Annotated in this window: 14 protein-coding genes, 1 pseudogene and 1 riboswitch; of the genes and pseudogenes, 8 read left to right on the plus strand and 7 right to left on the minus strand. The window is 55.1% G+C overall.

Annotated features, from left to right (window positions below; translation table 11 throughout):
* Positions 1–98 precede the first annotated feature (98 nt).
* Together VMX96_04075 and VMX96_04080 are read left to right on the plus strand one after the other, a co-directional pair.
* Entirely contained in the window at positions 99–287 is a 189-nt protein-coding gene (locus tag VMX96_04075; protein ID HUU63082.1) for a hypothetical protein, read from the plus strand.
* 84 nt (positions 288–371) lie between these two features.
* Positions 372–1,490, plus strand: a complete 1,119-nt coding sequence (locus VMX96_04080) for a site-2 protease family protein (protein ID HUU63083.1) — start codon at positions 372–374, stop codon at positions 1,488–1,490.
* On the opposite strand, the pseudogene VMX96_04085 reads toward VMX96_04080, so the two are convergent.
* Together VMX96_04085 and VMX96_04090 are read right to left on the minus strand one after the other, a co-directional pair.
* Positions 1,480–2,358, minus strand: a pseudogene (locus VMX96_04085) (ADP-ribosylglycohydrolase family protein). The gene VMX96_04080 and the pseudogene VMX96_04085 sit on opposite strands and share 11 nt — an antisense overlap.
* Positions 2,359–2,803: 445 nt before the next feature.
* Positions 2,804–6,823: a PAS domain S-box protein gene (locus tag VMX96_04090; GenBank protein ID HUU63084.1), complete on the minus strand. Its 4,020-nt coding sequence runs from the start codon at positions 6,821–6,823 to the stop codon at positions 2,804–2,806.
* A gap of 296 nt (positions 6,824–7,119) precedes the next feature.
* Positions 7,120–7,209: riboswitch (cyclic di-GMP riboswitch) on the minus strand.
* Between the two features lie 850 nt (positions 7,210–8,059).
* On the opposite strand from VMX96_04090, the gene VMX96_04095 reads away from it, so the two are divergent.
* The 5 genes from VMX96_04095 (at position 8,060) to trxB (ending at position 12,480) form a co-directional block, all read left to right on the plus strand.
* Positions 8,060–9,220, plus strand: coding sequence for a M20 family metallopeptidase (locus VMX96_04095; GenBank protein ID HUU63085.1), 1,161 nt, complete (start codon positions 8,060–8,062; stop codon positions 9,218–9,220).
* Positions 9,207–10,181, plus strand: a complete 975-nt coding sequence (locus VMX96_04100; GenBank protein HUU63086.1) for an acyl-CoA dehydratase activase — start codon at positions 9,207–9,209, stop codon at positions 10,179–10,181. Before VMX96_04095 ends, VMX96_04100 begins: the two co-directional genes overlap by 14 nt.
* A gap of 1 nt (position 10,182) precedes the next feature.
* Positions 10,183–11,157, plus strand: a complete 975-nt coding sequence (plsX, locus tag VMX96_04105; protein ID HUU63087.1) for a phosphate acyltransferase PlsX — start codon at positions 10,183–10,185, stop codon at positions 11,155–11,157.
* A 15-nt stretch (positions 11,158–11,172) separates the two neighbouring features.
* Positions 11,173–11,499, plus strand: a complete 327-nt coding sequence (gene trxA, locus VMX96_04110; GenBank protein HUU63088.1) for a thioredoxin — start codon at positions 11,173–11,175, stop codon at positions 11,497–11,499.
* A 75-nt stretch (positions 11,500–11,574) separates the two neighbouring features.
* Entirely contained in the window at positions 11,575–12,480 is a 906-nt protein-coding gene (gene trxB, locus VMX96_04115) for a thioredoxin-disulfide reductase (GenBank protein HUU63089.1), read from the plus strand.
* 1,172 nt (positions 12,481–13,652) lie between these two features.
* Here trxB and VMX96_04120 read toward each other — a convergent pair.
* The 5 genes from VMX96_04120 to VMX96_04140 form a co-directional block, all read right to left on the minus strand.
* On the minus strand, positions 13,653–13,913 hold the full coding sequence (locus tag VMX96_04120; protein ID HUU63090.1) for an acyl carrier protein: 261 nt from the start codon (positions 13,911–13,913) through the stop codon (positions 13,653–13,655).
* Between the two features lie 4 nt (positions 13,914–13,917).
* Complete coding sequence (nusB, locus tag VMX96_04125; protein HUU63091.1) at positions 13,918–14,391, minus strand: transcription antitermination factor NusB; 474 nt, start codon at positions 14,389–14,391, stop codon at positions 13,918–13,920.
* Positions 14,392–14,467: 76 nt separating this feature from the next.
* A complete protein-coding gene (gene fabD, locus VMX96_04130; protein HUU63092.1) occupies positions 14,468–15,400 on the minus strand; it encodes an ACP S-malonyltransferase in 933 nt (310 codons plus the stop codon).
* Positions 15,401–15,430: 30 nt separating this feature from the next.
* On the minus strand, positions 15,431–15,622 hold the full coding sequence (rpmF, locus tag VMX96_04135; GenBank protein ID HUU63093.1) for a 50S ribosomal protein L32: 192 nt from the start codon (positions 15,620–15,622) through the stop codon (positions 15,431–15,433).
* A gap of 51 nt (positions 15,623–15,673) precedes the next feature.
* Entirely contained in the window at positions 15,674–16,150 is a 477-nt protein-coding gene (locus tag VMX96_04140) for a DUF177 domain-containing protein (protein ID HUU63094.1), read from the minus strand.
* Between the two features lie 126 nt (positions 16,151–16,276).
* Between VMX96_04140 and VMX96_04145 the strand changes: the two genes are divergently transcribed.
* Positions 16,277–17,500: a homocitrate synthase gene (locus VMX96_04145; protein ID HUU63095.1), complete on the plus strand. Its 1,224-nt coding sequence runs from the start codon at positions 16,277–16,279 to the stop codon at positions 17,498–17,500.
* The last annotated feature ends 36 nt before the right edge of the window (positions 17,501–17,536 follow it).

The following is a 17,536-nucleotide window of genomic DNA, read 5'->3' on the forward strand; positions in this document are numbered from 1 at the left end:
CGACGTCGGCCAGCCTAACCCCGGACCTCCACTTTTGGATTCTGCTCATTATTATTTGTTCTTGTTTCGGGATCTCAGGATTAATACAATGGACTATTATGAAACAGGGGATGCTGAAACAAGTTCAGCATGACAATTATGTCATGGAAGCAGGAACCCGGAGACCGATGGGCCTGGATTCCCGCCTGCGCGGGGATGACACGGGCTTTCAGCTTGTCCCGACATATCAGGGCGGGCGGGTAGAAAAAGATGAGTTTCTCCTCATTTTCTTCGTTTCTAGACTCTGACGAATGTACCGGACGATTACAGAAAATTGACACTGATTTACCGTTGATGTAGTGTGAACTGAAACCCCTGGGTTAGAGTGAGAAATGGGTAAGTCGATTCAACTGGGCAGGATATTTGGCATCCCCTTCCGGCTGGACTATAGCTGGTTTCTCATATTTATCTTTATCACTCTCCTCCTCTCACTATCCGTCTTCCCCAGTGGCTATCCTGACTGGTCTCCGGTCTCCTACTGGGTGGTGGGCATCGCCACAAGCCTGCTCTTCTTTTCATCGGTTCTGGCCCATGAGCTGGCTCACTGCCTGGTGGGCAGGAGAATGGGAATCCCGGCAAAGAGCATCACCCTTTTCTTCTTCGGTGGTATTGCCCACATCGGGAAAGAGGCATCCCGCCCCACCGCTGAGCTCAAAATGGCTATCGCCGGGCCACTATGTAGCCTGGCTCTCGCCGGTATATTCTACGGAATTTCCTGGCTGTGCAGCGGATTCAGCGAACACCTGACCGCCTTAACCGAGTGGCTTTACCTGATCAACGGAATCTTGGCCGTGTTCAACATGATACCGGGCTTCCCCCTCGATGGTGGAAGGGTGCTACGCTCCATCATCTGGCTTGTCACCGGAAACTATCTGCGGGCGTCACGTATTGCCACCATAGCGGGGTATGGGGTTTCATATATATTCATCCTCGGTGGCATTCTACTTCTTCTCCTGCTGGGCCGGCTCGATGGCCTTTGGTTCATATTCCTCGGCTTTTTCCTCAACAGCACCACCCGCACGACCTATCGCCAGGCCACGCTACGCGACTCGCTAAAAGGGTTCACCGCTCAAGACGTGATGACCAAGGATTTCCCCCGTGTTCCTCGCCACATCACCATCCGGGAACTGGTAAAAGGGCCACTTCTCACCTCCTCAAGCCAGTGCTACCTGGTTGCCGATGGAGATAGGTTGGCCGGGCTGCTTACCGTGCAACAGGTGAAGGAGGTGCCCCGGGATTACTGGGATCTCACCACCACCGGACAGGCGATGACCCCTGTGGAAAAAATGCAGATAGTCCAGCCCTCGGATAATGCCCTCGGTCTGCTGGAGAGAATGGATGAGGAGAACCTTGAGCTGGTAGCTGTGGTCAGGGAGGGCAGGATTATGGGGATTATTCTGCGCGATAACCTGGTTCGCTTTTCCCAGAGACTCCGTGAGTTCAAGACCTAGACTGCGCCAGCCCATAAATCCCGGTGGCCAGCTCGATTATCTCCAGCCTGCCGTCAAGCGGCTGCTGCCACCTCGATGGTATCTGCTCCAGACCGTAGTAGGCACCAGCAAGGGCGCCACATACCGCCCCGATGGTATCGGTATCGCCACCCAGGTTCACCGCAGATACAACGGCATCCTCAAATGAGTCGGTATTCATGAAGCACCATATCGCAGCCTGAAGGGTGTCCAGAACGAAGCCCGAGGGCACCAGGTCCTCCATTCTCATCCCCCCGACCCCGGCTACCGACTCCCTCACCTCGGGCTCCAGGATCCTGCCCACAAGCCGCTCCAGAAGTGCCTCCCTCCCCTCACAGAGTAGCTGGGCGATGGCCAGGTTCAGCGCTGCCGCACCCCAGCAAGCCCTGGGGTCCCAATGGGTGATCATGGAGCTATCGATGCTATCCCCTATCAACCGCTCCGCATTATTGGCATTCAGGAGGGCAATGGGGGCGCACCGCATGATGCTGCCATTACCCGCGGAGAGCCCCCCCAGCCTTTCATGGGCAATCCTCCCTGCTTCCCGTCAGGAGGCGCCTCCCCCAAGCGCATCAAGGGCGACCCAGGTGGTGCGCCCTATCCCCAAAGCCCCGGCTCTGAACCAGCCCAGAAACTTTTGCGCGACATCCTCGGGGTTAAAGCGCCCCTTTTCCACAATGCTGCGGGCAATGCAGAGCATCATTGCAGTATCATCGGTCCACTCCCCCGGTCCCAGCCCCAGCCAGCCCCCGCTAAAAAGATCCCGCACCCTACCGTACCGCCGCGCTATCTCCTCCCGCCCCATCCCCTCCACCGGGGCTCCCAGGGCGTCGCCTACGGCAACCCCCACCAGACACCCTCGAAAGCGCTCCAGAGTACAGCTCTCCAATCACTCCTCCTCAAACGGGCGGCGCAATTATACCCCGCCCCCAACATTGGGTCAACATCGAATCCCCCTATGAAGGGGAGTCCCCCGAGGCCGACAGGTCGGCCGACGCTTCGGCCCATATCCAAGCTCTATTTTCGTGGCAACGACAGAAAACAGCCTGCGGCGCTTTATGACAGGGAAACTAATTCGAAGTTACAAAGGGTTTGGTAGAGTTACACATGCTAAACTGTGTGTTCCATCTAAAACAGCTATGAAGGAGAGTCCAGAGGGGAGTCCCCCAAATAAAACATCCCAGGGCGGGCGGGTGGGAAAATTGCGTTTGCTTCGCCTACGGCTGGCAACGGCGATAGGGGTCGGAACGACAATGGGGATTCTGAAGGGTGTATTCGTCCAGGGGTGGGCGAGACTACTCTGAAGCCGGTTTCCCTTTCTTGCCCTGGCGGTTATCCCCATTCATGGCACGGCAAAACGCCTCCATCAGCTCGGGGTCGAACTGGGTGCCCGAGCACCGTCTGAGCTCCTCAGAAGCCTCCTTGTGAGATACGACTTCTCGATAGGGGCGCGCCGTGGTCATGGTGTCATAGGCATCGGCCACGCTTATAATCCTGGCAGCTAAGGGTATCCCCTCGCCCTTAAGTCCATCGGGGTATCCCGTCCCGTCGTACCACTCGTGGTGGTGCAGGATTACCGGTACCAGCGCCCCCAATCCCCTAACGTAGCCGACTATCCTCGCCCCTTCAGAGGAGTGCTTCTTAATGGCTACCCACTCCTCCGCAGTCAGTGCACCCGGCTTGGTCAGGATTGCGTCGGGGACACCCACCTTGCCCACATCGTGGAGGAGGGAGGCGGCGTACAGGTTCGCCAGTTCCTTTTCCGACAGCCCTGTGGCTCTGCCTATCTTTTGTGCTATATCGGCGACCCTCCCTGAGTGGCCGTATGTATAGGGGTCTCTAGCATCAACCGTGGCCGCCAGGGCGTAGACCTGGTCCAGCGTTGCCGTTCCCAGGATCTCCGGCGGGATCGCGCTCAGTGAAGCCACCAGTATATCTCTGCCTCCCCCCTCCTTCTTGGCGTAGTAGAGAGCTGAATCGGCCAGGAATACCAGGCCATCTGCCTTATCAGCATTCTCGGGGAACTGGGCAATGCCGGTGCTGAACCCGAGTGGAGTTTCCAGTGGGGCATACTGCGCTTCAACCAGTTTAAGCCATCTCGCTCTGATACGGTCCATGATCTGCCTGGCCCTGTTGGCATCCGTCTCCGGCAGGATGATAATGAACTCATCGCCGCCGTAGCGGAAAGCAGTATCGCTCTTGCGCAATGATGACTCGACGGTTTGGGCAAAGGATTGTAGCACGCCATCGCCGCTGGCGTGGCCCATCCTGTCATTGTATTCCTTGAACCCGTCAAGGTCGAGCATTACCAGGCAGAAGGAGCGGCCTTTACGCAGCGTGCGGTACATCTCAGGCTCAAGCATATGGTAGAAGTGGCGGCGGTTATAGAGCCCGGTCAGCTCATCGGTTAGCGATAGCTCTCTCGTTCTCTGGAGTAGCAGGGCGTTCTCTATGCCCACCGCTACCTCGTTGCCTATGCCCACGAGCAGTTCTACCTCATCATCGCTGAACTGGCGCTCACGTCGGTCGGCGAGCAACAACGCCCCTATCGGCATGTCCCTGGACCGGATGGGCACAGTGATGTGCGCTCGCATCCCTTCCTTTTCTATTGTCGCTGCTATCCGGGTGGCATTGGCCCCGGTGGACAAGCTGAACGGTGTCAAGACAGGCTCCTGCCATTCCAGGACACGCTTGATTTCCTTCTCCTTCAGCTTTATAAGTCCAATGCTGCCAACAGCATCCTCTGAAACCCCGATGTGGGCCTTTAGGGTAAATTCGCCAGATTGCAGGTCTAAAAGGTAGATGCCGCCAATATCGGTCTGCATGACATCGAGAACAGTTGCCAGGGACTCATTTAAGAGCTCGTCCAGTTCGAGGGAACGGTTCACTGCCTGGGCAACATCACGAAGGGCCTCCACCCGCCGGGCAGCGCTCTCGCGCTCCTCCTCCGCCTGCTTGCGCTCGGTGATGTCACGGTAGTTGATGACTACACCATTTACTCGACTATCTTCGAGAAGATTCCTTCCTATACATTCCATCCAATGCCATGAGCCGTTTTTGTGCCTGCTACGAATTACCACGGTTGCAGCCTCACCAGGATTGTCCACGACGAATTGATACGCTTTTATAGCTTCTGATACGTCGTCTGGGTGAATCGTTTCAAAGGCCGGCTTTCCAACCCAATCATCCGGCCCATATCCCAAGATCCGTTCAACGGAGGGGCTTTCGTAAAGTACGTTTCCGTCGGCACCAATGATGGTGATGCCATCTGAGGACTTCTCGGTAAGCGTTCGGAAACGTTCCGCGCTTTCCCGAAGTGCCTCCTCCGCCCGCTTGCGCTCGGTGATATCATAAGAAACGTTCTGAACAGAGATAACTTTACCACTTGTATCTTTGACAGGTTGAATATTCGAGTAGAACCATCTATTGCCGGTAGGAAGTGGAACCTCATCCTCAAATTCAAGCCGTACCCCTGACTCGAAAATACGGCGAGCCCTCTCTACGTAAACATCAGCCGTGTCAGGGAAGAAATCGTAGAGTGACTTTCCGACAACATCTTCAGGAATTGAACCAAGATTCTTGGCTCCCGTAACATTTATCAATAAAATACGACCATTGGAGTCATATGCTGTTAATGGCTCGATAAGATTATCGATTAGCAATCGGTACTTCTCCTCGCTATCCTTCAGCTCCTCCTCAGCCCGCTTGCGCTCGGTGATGTCTGTGACAACTTCAATTGCTTTAAGGACCCTTCCATCCGGGTCTGGCAGTGGTGCCGAAACCACTTCATAATATCTTCCGTTGACACCTAGCAATTCAACTCTCTCTATCTGTTTGCTCTTTATTGCTTCTATCATGGGACAGGGATCACAAGGCTTTTTCAATCCCATATAAGCCTCATAGCACAATCGTCCCATTAAGTCACCGAATCTCTGTTGCAGAGTTTCGTTTTGGAACAGGACTTTGTAATCAATTCCAACAATGTCAATGCCAATTTCTATAGTGGCCAGGCCATCCATAAGAGACTGCAACCTGTCTCTTTCTGAACGTATGGTTTGCTCCGCCCGCTTGCGCTCGGTGATGTCCACAAAGGAAGCGACCATGCCTTTAGGGTTGCCTTCCCCGTCAGTTAGCAGGCTGGCAGAAATCTGTGCATTGAAAGTTGAGTCATCTGCCTTCCGCGCTGTAAGTTCGCCAAACCAGTCCCTCTTTTCCAGCAAGGCCTTCTGAATCTCAGCAGCTTGCTCCTCCATCTGCCAGAATTGAATCGCGGGTCTGCCCAGAATCTCCTTGTCGCCGACATATCCCCACATCTGTAGGAAAGATGGATTGACATATGTCAGATTCCCTTCTATGTCACTGAGTGCAATAGCACTTAGCGAGGATTCGATGGCATCATCTTTTGTTTTTAATTCTTCCTCCGCCCGCTTGCGCTCGGTGATGTCTTCATAGGTACCGAGGACACCTATGACATTGCCCTCCGTGTCTCGCAGCGGCACCTTGTTGGTCCTGGCCCATGCTTGGGTGTCGTCAGCTCGGAGATAAGGCTCGATAATGTCGTATTCGGGAATACCTGATTCCATAACCCTCCTATCGTACTCCAGAAACGAATCCGCCTGCTCTTTTTCCCATGGAAGATCGAAGTCGCTCTTTCCGACAACCTCCTCTGAAGACTTCAGTCCTACCACCTCCAGCCAGGTGCGGTTGCCGCCGAGGTAAATTGAATCACGATCTTTCCAGAAGACTGCAGCAGGGATTGAGTCCAATACAGTCTGCAACATGTACCGTGAATTACGCAGCTCTTCCTCCGCCCGCTTGCGCTCGGCAACTTCTCTCTCCAGCTGAGCCACCTTCTTATCTAGCATGGTGATAAGGCGTTTACTATATTCGGCAAAATAGAGGGATGGCTCAAGAGGGGCAACCCCGGGAGGCGATGGGAGACCAGACTTAGCTTTTTCATATATTTCAGATAGTATCTGGACAAAGGCGTCAGGCCTAGCAGCCCTGCGGATGAAAGCGTTAGCCCCCAGGCTCCGGGCAAACTGCTCATCCTCGTCAGAGGTGTAGGTAGCTGTGTAGAATATGAATGGGATATGCCGTAGTTGCTTATCCCGCTTCCACAAGTGGCATAGCTGAAAACCATCCATGCTAGGCATCAGAATATCGGCTACAAGGATGTCCGGCTTTTCCTTAAAGGCTTGCTCCAATGCCTCCGCACCGTTGGCCACAGCGATTACCTCATGACCATAGACCTGGAGCTGTTTCACTAATAAATTGCGGCTGTCTTCATTACCTTCGGCTACTAACACCTTCATAACTACCACCTCATTTCATGGAGCGGTTAGTCTGGCCGACGTCGGCCAGACTAACCCCGAACCCCCGCTTTTGGATTTTGCTCATTATTTGTTCTAGGGAAGTACGAGCGACAGGCTTCTACAATTGCTCTCTGTGTTTTCCCAGTTCCTCCTCCGCCTGCTTGCGTTGGGCTTTCCCCTTCCATAACTCGGCGACCCGCCTACGCAGCTCTTTGGTCTCAGTCTATTTCTTCATAAGCGTGCCCTAACAAGCAAAAAGCCTTCCTCCTACGAGAAAGGCTTTAACCTTCTCAATCTTCGGTAGCCCGGCAGTCCTGGTCCGGTCTTCTAACATTGGTCCCATGTCTTTGCACCCCGCGAATTCTCGCGGTTTGCCTTTCCCGGAGCCTTATACTTATTTGTTAATCTGGGCTATTCGCTATTGAGCCTCCTTTTGGGAAAAAATACTACTTATTATGCTTTTTGTCAAATCTGCGAACGTGCCCAGCACATTGGTAATACATCACCGCTAGCCCATTTCTGTGTGAAGCCTCAGTTTTCCCGTCTATTAATAGATCATTGCATAGAGCGCCTCGGGCTAAACGCTCACATTGACGATAACATAAGATGCGCCTTTTGTCTGTCGGGAAAGTATGTATTTTTAGTGTAGGGAAACCTTGACAAAATTGTGATTTTTTTTGTGGGGAGGGTTTGATATTCTGGCCGCCCGCCGGCTTTCCCCCCCCACCTGCCTTGAGATGTGTTTAATATCGGGTAGCCTTGAGCATCCAATCCAGGCGTTGTTGGAACCGATGCTCCAACCTACCCAAATAGCCATAAGCCATGAGCGGGTAGGCTGGCCGACGTCGGCCAGCCTACCCGGCGGATCGAGGCCACGCGGCGGATATTGGGTCTCAATGTTGTTCTGTCAGGAGACGTGGGGATTGCCACGTCCCCCGACCCCAATCTATCGGGGGACACTTCGGCCCAAACCGTCCGATAAATCGGACTCTCGCAAGGCGGAGGGGTCCTCGCAATGACTGAGAACATAATTGTATTTGCTTATCAATAATAGAATTTATGAATTAATGTTGAAGAATCACCGTTCATCTGGTCGACCACAGGCGCTAGAAATATCAGCCTCGTCGGTTTATAATAATCGCTGGCGATATTTTGTTCACAGCGCTCCGTTATAAAAAACCTGGCTCTAGTTTCAACGGAGATTTTTAAAAGTGGGTTAAGGGTGAAAAATTGGCTATGGAGAAGCTGAAAGCGCTTACTATCGAGGGAGTGGATGCTCGCCGGGAGGAGCTTATCGAGCTGAGCCTGAGGATCCACAACAGCCCCGAGCTGGGCTTCCAGGAGGTAAAGGCATCCGGCTGGCTCACCGAATACCTGGAGAGAAACGCTTTCGAGGTCGAAAAGGGGATATGCCAGTTGCCAACCGCCTTTCGCGGGAGCTACGGCTCGGGGAAACCGACCATCGCTCTTCTGGCCGAATACGATGCCCTGCCAGAGGTGGGACACGCCTGTGGACACAACATAATCGCTACCGCTGCGGTGGGCGCTGCCGTTGCCCTGAAGGGTATCATCGACCAGGCAGGGGGTAGCGTGGTTGTTATCGGCACACCCGCCGAGGAGCTCTACGGGGGCAAGGTGCTCATGGCAGAACGGGGCGCCTTTGACGATATAGATGCCGCCATGATCGTGCACCCCAGCGTGGTGGACATGGTAAGCATCCAGGCACTGGCCTGTATCGGACTGGAGGTGGAGTTCAGGGGCAAAGCGGCCCACGCCGCCGCCTTTCCCCAGGAAGGGGTCAATGCACTGGAGGCGATGATCCAGGCCTTTAACGGGATAAATTCCCTCAGGCAGCATATCAGGGAGCGGGCACGCATCCACGGCATCATCACCCGGGGCGGCGACGCAGCAAACGTCGTGCCTGCTCACACCGAGGGGAGCTTCCTGGTAAGAGCCGTGGATGAGAACTACCTTGATGAATTGAAGCGTAAAGTGCTAAACTGTTTCGAGGCAGCAGCTCTGGCTACGGGGGCTAGCCTGGAGTATAAGTGGACCACATACTACGCCCCGCTCAATACCAACTCTGCCCTGGCAGAGGTTTTCACCCGGAACATGGAGGCCCTGGGGCGCAATCTAGCCCCCACCCTGGAGAGAGCACTTGGCTCAAGCGATGTGGGAAATGTCAGCCTGCTGGTGCCCACAATTCACCCCATGGTAAGAATCGCCCCGCTGGATGTCTTGCCCCACTCCCCGGAGTTCGCCGCGGCGGCAGCCTCGGCGGAGGGAAATCGCGGTCTCCTCGATGGGGCAAAGGCCCTGGCGATGACGGTGGTGGACCTGGTTACCAAATCGGATATAATGGACCGGATCAAGGGGGAGTTTCTTGCCACCGGTTAACGGGATATACCTGGGCATCGATGTGGGATCGGTGACCACCAAGTTTGCCGCGCTCGATGAAGAGGACCGGCTGGTCACCTCCCTCTATCTGCGCACCCAGGGCAGGCCCATCGCCATGATCCAGCAGGGGCTAAGGGAGCTGGCGACAAGGCTACCTCCAGGGGCACAGATAAAAGGCGTAGGCACCACCGGGAGCGCACGCTACCTGGCGGGGGTCATATTGAGCGCCGATGTGGTCAAGAACGAGATAACCGCCCAGGCGGTGTCAGCCCTCCACTTCGTCCCCGATGTGAAGACGGTTATCGAGATCGGGGGGCAGGACTCAAAGATGATTGTTATTAAAGAGGGGTTGGTTAGCCAATTTGGGATGAACACGGTTTGCGCTGCGGGCACGGGAAGCTTCCTGGACCAGCAGGCACAGCGCCTGAATATGCCCATCGAGGATTTGGGCAAGGAGGCACTTAAGAGCAAGAAACCAGTTAGCATAGCCGGTAGGTGCACCGTCTTTGCCGAGTCGGATATGATCCATAAGCAGCAAATGGGGCACAGCGTCGCCGATATTGCCTACGGACTCTGCCGGGCACTGGCACGAAATTTCCTTCACAATGTCGGCCTGGGAATGGAGATCCGGCCTCCCATCGTGTTTCAGGGGGGTGTCGCCTTCAACCGGGGCATGGTGAGGGCTTTCGAGGAAACCCTGGGAACCGGGGTAATTGTGCCCCCCCACCATGAGGTGATGGGGGCTATCGGGGCGGCGCTTCTTACCCATGAGGAGATGTCGATCGGCGGCAACGGGACGAGCTTCAGCGGGTTCGCCTTAGCGGAAGCCGATTTTCGTACCTCCTCCTTCGAATGCAAGGCCTGCCCCGGTGTATGCGAGATCTCCCAGGTCTTCGGGGACGGCAAGGTGCTTGCCAGGTGGGGTGGGCGATGCGACCTGTGGGAAGGCATGAGGACTTGAGATGAGAATCGCCCTGGATGCTATGGGTGGGGAAAATGCTCCCCGTGAGGTGGTACGGGGAGCGGTGGCGGCGGCCCGGGAGCAGGGCGTTGAGGTGGTTCTGGTAGGCAAGCGTAGCGCCATCGAGGCGGAGCTGGGAAACCATCGCACTAAAATCGCCATTGTAGATGCCAGCGAGGTGGTGGAGTTCGCCGACCACCCCGCTCAGGCGATTCGACATAAGCAGGATTCATCCATTGTGGTGGGCATGAACCTTCTGAAAAACGGCGAGGCATCTGCCTTTGTCTCGGCGGGCAGTACCGGGGCGGTGATGGCAGCCGCCACGCTTACGCTGAAGCGTATCAAGGGGATTGAGCGTCCCGCCCTGGGCTTCCTCTTTGTCCTCCCCTGGCACTCCGTGCTCCTGATCGATGTGGGAGCCAACGCCGATTGCAGGCCGAGCCAGCTTGTACAGTTTGCACAAATGGGAAGCGTTTATATGGAAAGGATCTTCGGGCTGTCGCGCCCCAGGATCGGACTCCTCTCTAACGGGGAGGAAGAGACCAAGGGGAACCTTCTGGTGAACGAGACCCACCGGCTGCTGAAGGACACCGGACTTAACTTCATAGGGAATGTGGAGGGAAACGATATACCCCGCAGTATCGCCGATGTTATCGTCACCGATGGCTTCACCGGCAATGTGGTGCTCAAGACTGGCGAGGGGATTGGTGAGATGGTACTCGAGTCGCTGCATAATGCGGTCATGAGACGCCTCTACACCAAGGCGATCGGCTTCACGTTGAAGCGTACCCTGCGCAGCGCCATCCAGTCCCTGGACTACGCCGAGCACGGTGGGGCGCCCCTCCTGGGGGTAAACGGTAATGTAATCATCGCCCATGGGCACAGCGAGGCCAAGGCGATTAAGAACGCCGTCTTTATTGCCAAAAGGTCGGTGGAGCAGGATATAGTGGAGGCAATAAAGACGGGGGTTAGCTAACGGAAAGGGGTAATTATGGAAAAACCAGTCGAAGTCGATGACAACACCTTCGACCAGAGTGTGCTTCAGGCTAAAACGCCGATGCTGGTGGACTTCTGGGCACCCTCGTGTGCCCCATGTAAAGCGGTGGCCCCCATACTGGACGACCTGGCAGAGGAGTACAAGGGGCGGCTGGGCATCGTCAGGCTCAATGTGGATGAGGGTCCACGAAGTGCCACCAGGTACGGCATTTCCGCCATTCCAACCATGCTCCTTTTTAAGGACGGCAAGCCGGCAGGTCAGATCGTGGGCTTCAGACCCAAAGCCGAGCTCAAGAAGGCTTTGGACGAAATACTCACCTGACGCCAGAGGGGAAATGGCGGCTCAAGCACCAATTAGTGACACCAAAGGGAGTTAGCTACGGATAGAGCCTATGATGTGATCATTGTCGGGGGCGGGCCGGCGGGGTTGACCGCCGGGCTATATGCCTCACGGGCCAGGTTGCGCAGCCTGCTGATCGAAAAGGTGATCTTTGGCGGTCAGATCACCAATGCCCCGCATGTGGAGAACTACCCCGGCTTCCCCGAAGGCATATCCGGGCTGGAGCTGGGCGAGCTCATGCACCGGCAGGCGATACAACATGGTCTGGAGACCATCACCGCCGAGGTGCACCGGATCGGGCGTGAGGGGGGTGGAAACACAATCGAAACCACCGAGGGCGAGTTTTCCGCAAGAGCGGTGATAGTCGCCGCAGGTGCGGAGCTCAAAAGGCTGGGGGTCCCCGGGGAGGAACGGCTCTCGGGCAGAGGGGTCTCCTATTGTGCTACCTGCGATGGCCCCTTCTTCAAGGATAGGGTGGTAGCGGTAATAGGTGGCGGGGACTCAGCGGTGGAGGAAGGGCTGGTGCTCACCAGATTCGCCTCCAGGGTAATCCTGATTCACCGCCGCGATCAGCTTCGCTCCTCAAGGCTGCTCCAGGAGAGAGCCTTCGCCAGTGAGAAAATGACCTTCCTCTGGGACAGCGTGGTAGATGAGATTCTGGGCGATGACCGGGTCACCGGGCTCGCCGTGCGCAACGTAAAAACCGGAGATTGCTCCAGACCGGATGTATCCGCGGCCTTTATCTATGTGGGACAAAGCCCCAACACCGACTGCCTGGGGAATCTCATCAAACTGGATGAAGAGGGACGCATTCCCACCGACGGGCGACTGGAAACGGAGATAGGGGGAATCTTTGCTGCGGGCGATATCCGTAAAAGCTCAGCACGACAGGCTATCACTGCCGCCGGGGATGGGGCTACCGCTGCCCTTTCAGCAGATAAATTCCTTGCCGAACAGAAATAATCCTTTCACTTCTCATACTCCGCACCCTTCTACTTAAGACAGAAGGTGGCACCTGCACCGCTTTCATCTCCTATCCATTCTCCCCCGCTACCATTACCTTACGTCTGTAATCGCCTAACCTATGCCCCACGGCCATAATAAGCCCAAAACGGGTACAGGCAGTCAGAGTTTAGGCTACAGACGTAGAAGACATCGCGCTTTACCAGGTACACATAACTGATCTATGAATATTCTCTTCAGCACCTCTAAGACAGCGCTTCACCGAATAGTCGGGCACTGGCAGAGGTACACTGTTATAGAAACCTTAAGCGACATGACATCGCATCCGCCCTGGCGGCATGCTCCATGCCATTGTAACCATCAACACTATATATTAATAGCTCTAAGGGCTAAATTTCTTAAATTTGGTGCGTTTTAAGGGAGTTTGGAGCGACGGCGCAGGCATAAAGTAGAGTCCTTAATGGTTAGAGGTATTAAAGCCTCCCCGCATCACTAACTCCGATGTGCCAGGTCGTATGAAAACTCCACCTGCTCCCCTTTCACAGAGACGGGTTGATAGAATCTTGATATAGCCTTTTGGACTATAATACTCTGGGATTTGCCACCACAAACGATTTCCTGAGGATATCCAGCAGGCTTCCCCATCTCCTGAAGATTAAAAAATGGAAGCAGGAACCTAAAGACCCATGGGCCTGGATTCCCGCCTGCGCGGGAATGACATGGGCGTTGAGCTTGTCCCGAGGCCAACAGGTCGGCCGACGCTTCGGCCCATATCAGGGCTCTATTTTCATGGCAATTACAGAGAAACACACCCCATATTGTCATTGCCACCCTGTCATGCTGAAACAAGTTCAGCATCCCCTAATGACGATTTTATTTGTGTCGACTGCGGCTCGCAATGATATATGGATACAACCAATCCTCGTGAGGTAATCGAAATGCCGCACCACCTCCATCACCACCATATACCTGTATTCACCCTCGGTGGTGACGTTGGCAAGCGGCATGATGTATTACGAGGTATATTTTTCTGAAGTTCTACACCGGGGTATTCGCTTTTCCTGATTTCCTCACAAAATCCACACACTAGGAAAAATTCCAGCCCAAACTATAGGAGCACCAGCAAGGGCCTGTTTAGGAACGGGGACGAGAGTTTAATTCAACCTGCTTAACTACTCGTCCTCTATCCCCAGTTCCTTAATATAATCGACAGCTTCCTGCACCGTCTTTATCCCCTCTGCTTCCTCGTCCGGTATCCGTATCTCCCTGCTGTCATCGCTGAACTCCTCCTCCATGGCCATAATAAGCTCCACCAGGTCCAGGGAGTCAGCGTTAAGGTCATCGACAAAGGAGACAGCGGGCTCCACCTGATTCTCCTCGACGCCTAGCTGATCGATGATGATTTTCTTCAGCCTTTCGAAGACGGTGGCCACCTTTTCACCCCCTTTCTCCACTTGACTGGGCACTCACCGTGCCTAAAACCCCGTTTATGAATTTCGGGGAATTGTCGCTGCCAAAGGTCTTGGCCAGCTCTACGGCCTCATTAATGGCCGCTCTCACGGGCACCTCATTATTGAATAAAATCTCGAAGATGGCAAGCCTCAGGATGTTCCTATCGATAGTCGCCAGTTGTGCCACCGGCCATGCGGGGGCATAGGTTTGAATCATGCTATCAATCCTGTCTTTGTTTGTCAACACGCCTTCCACCAGTTCCCAAACGAAAACCACCCCATCCTCAGGCAGCGACGACTCCGCCACCTGCCGCGATACCACCCCCTCGATATCATGGCCTACCGAGTCCACCTCGAATAGTGCCTGAAGCGCAATAACCCTCGCCTTTCTCCTGGTCCCCATCTTCGCCCTGTTTATCTGCTCGCCTGACCTCTGGATACTGGCCTTGGCCCCCAGCACACCCCGCCATTATAACAATCGTTCTAGCAGGCATACTCATGGTGAAATTAGTCTAGCAGATAATATGCAGGGGCCTCTAGATGCTCATCACCCTTAACGAGCTTGCATCCTCGACGTTTAAAATCTGCGCTTCCTGGTTAATCCTCTTGATCAGCCCATTCAAAACCTGTCCGGGACCGATCTCAACAAAGGTGGAAACTCCCGCGCTCACCATATACTCTACGCTCTTCTGCCATTGCACACAACTGGAGAGCTGCAGAAGGAGCTCCTGCTTAATTTCAGCAGCGTCGGTCACTGGCCGAGCGGTGCTATTTACCACGATGGGCACGCTGGAATCGCGGAAGTTAAGCTGGGAGATCTCCTGAGCCATCCCCTCAGCGGCGGGCTGCATCAGGTGGGAGTGGAAGGCACCGCTTACCCTGAGCGGCACTATACGTCGTGCCCCCATAGCCCGGGCCAGGTCCATAGCCCGAACCAGCGTTTCCCTGGAACCCCCGATCACGATCTGAGCGGGTGAGTTCAGGTTGGCGATCTGAGCCCCGGTCTCCTGGCATACCTCCTCAACGGATAACTCATCGAGCCCTATGATTGCCGCCATGCCCCCGGGGACCCTCTCCCCTGCCTCCTGCATCAACCTCCCCCTTTGCCTGGTAAGCTGAACTGCTTCCTTGAAATCGAGCACCCCGGCGGCTACCAGGGCGGTATACTCACCAAGGCTATGCCCCGCCATAAACGCGGGAAAGAGCAGCCCCCCGGCCATGCTGGAAGCGGCTTTCAGGCAGGCCACGCTCACGGTGAGGATCGCCGGCTGGGCATTAACTGTTTGCGCCAGCTCCTCCGCAGGTCCCTCAAAGCAAAGCCTGGATAGGGGTAACCCCAGCGCATCGTCTGCCTCCTCAAAAACCTCCCTGGCCGGAATAAAGGTATCATAAAGGTCACGCCCCATCCCCACCCGCTGCGAGCCCTGCCCGGGGAACACATAGGCAAGATTGCCTCGTTGCTCAGCCAAAGTCCACTCCTGAAAATGCGGTGCGCATATTTATTCCTTCTTCTTTGCCTTTATCTCGATCACTTCCCGCCCCTCATAGGTTCCGCAGGTGAGGCAAACATGATGTGCCAGCTTAGGGCTGTGGCACTGGGGGCAGTAATCGATGGGTGGCAAACGCAACGCCTGGTGCGCACGCCGCTTTCCCTGACGCTCCTTAGCCGTCTTCTTTTTGGGTAGCGCCATTCTTTCTTCCTTTAGACCAATCCTCTATTAAAGCTTAACTTAAAACTCCGGTTAAGAGCGCCCATCCTCATCCCGCAAACCGTAGACCACTACCGGCGCCAAACCGGCTTCGACGCCGCCATTGGGGCAATCACAGGGGCCAAGATTCAGGTTGTGCCCACAACGAGGGCATAGCCCGGAGCAATCCTTACGGCAGAGAGGTTTCATCGGTTGAGCCAGAAGTGAATACTGGCGCACCGCCTCATTCAGGTCAATCTCCTTGTGCTCATCTATGGTAAAAGCGTCTCCCTCAGCCTCCGATAAATACTCCTCCTCGATCCTCAGGGTCAAGGGCTGGCCAAAGGAACCGAGGCACCGGCTACAAACCACCTTAAGCGTGGTCTCGATGGTACCCCCGACAAAGATGCCGCGATCGGTGCGGTGCAGGCTCACCTCCCCATGGATGGGGGAATCGCCGCTTTCGCTTATACTGTAATGGCGCTCAGAGCCTACCTTCTCCTTAAGCTGCTGCGAGACATCGATTATCATGGCTCTTCAGTAGAGTTGGCTTATTATAGCTACAACACCACCACCTGTCAAGTGCGGTTGCCAACCATACGCCTGTATGCTAACATAAGGCATTATTACTTGGCAAGTCAAGCTAAGGAGGATTAAATGCCAAAATTGTATTTTCTTGACGTGACCAATCGGGATGCGGTACAGGCATCGCGCATCATCATGGCCAAGCTACAAAAGACCATGCTCAACTTCTACCTCGCGGAGATGGGTATCCATCAATCGGAGTTCGCCTTCCCCACGGTAAGACACGAGCGAAACTATATTCAGGGTAATCTAGAGCTAAAAGAGCAGGGGATTTTCGGAGACCTGGTGCTGGAGGGCTGGTGCCGTGCCATCGTTAGGGATGTGAAGGATTCACTTGCCTCCGGTGTACGCGACCTCAACATCTCCATCTCCACGTCGGATCAAATGATCCTTCACAAGTTCCGCGGCAAGCTGGACCGGGAGCAGGTTATCCGTGAGATGACGGAGGCCGCAAACTACGCCAAGAGCAACGGGGTAAAGACCCTGGGGGTGAATGCCGAGGACGCCTCACGCACCGATATGGGTTATCTCACCGAGTTCGCCCAGGCAGCCAGGGAGGCCGGGGCCGACCGCATAAGGTACTGTGATACCCTGGGCTACGATACCCCCATGAGCATTTATGAGCGGATAAAAGCACTGGCGGAAAAGGTGAAGATACCCATTGAACTCCATTGCCACAATGACCTGGGCATGGCGGTAGCCAACTCCATTGCCGGGGCTAAAGGAGCGCTCGACGCCGGCGTGGATAGCTATATCAATACCTCGGTGAACGGGGTTGGCGAGCGAGCGGGGCAGACGGACCTCATAAGCTGCATCCTGGCCCTCAAGTTTGGCCGGGATATGCAAGACTGTGAGATCGCCGACCCCCTCGATCTCACCGTGGCCGACAAGCTGGCTAAATATGTCTCCTATGCATTTGGCATCCCCATCCCCATAAACCAGCCCGGGGTAGGGTTCAATATCTTCGCCCATGAGGCCGGCATCCACGCCGATGGCGCCCTGAAGGACCGCCGCAACTATGAGCTTTTCGAGTACGAGATACTGGGGCGGGGGGAGGATGCGCGTATCCCAACCGGCCGCATAATCACCACCGGCGAGTTTGGCGGTATCGCCGGGTTCCGCCATGTCTGCGAGGATATTGGCATAACCTTACCCGACGACGAGAGTGCCAAACCTATCCTGGAACTGGTGCAGTTCGCCAGCGCCCATACCCAACTGCCGCTCACCAACGATGAGCTTTGCTTCATCGCCAGCCATCCCGAGGAGTCGAGGAAGATCCTTACCCTAAATCCTTAGGATGGCGGGGCTCCCCTATATAAAAAAGGGCTGCAA

Source organism: Dehalococcoidia bacterium (assembly GCA_035528575.1).
Lineage (GTDB): Bacteria > Chloroflexota > Dehalococcoidia > E44-bin15 > E44-bin15 > DATKYK01.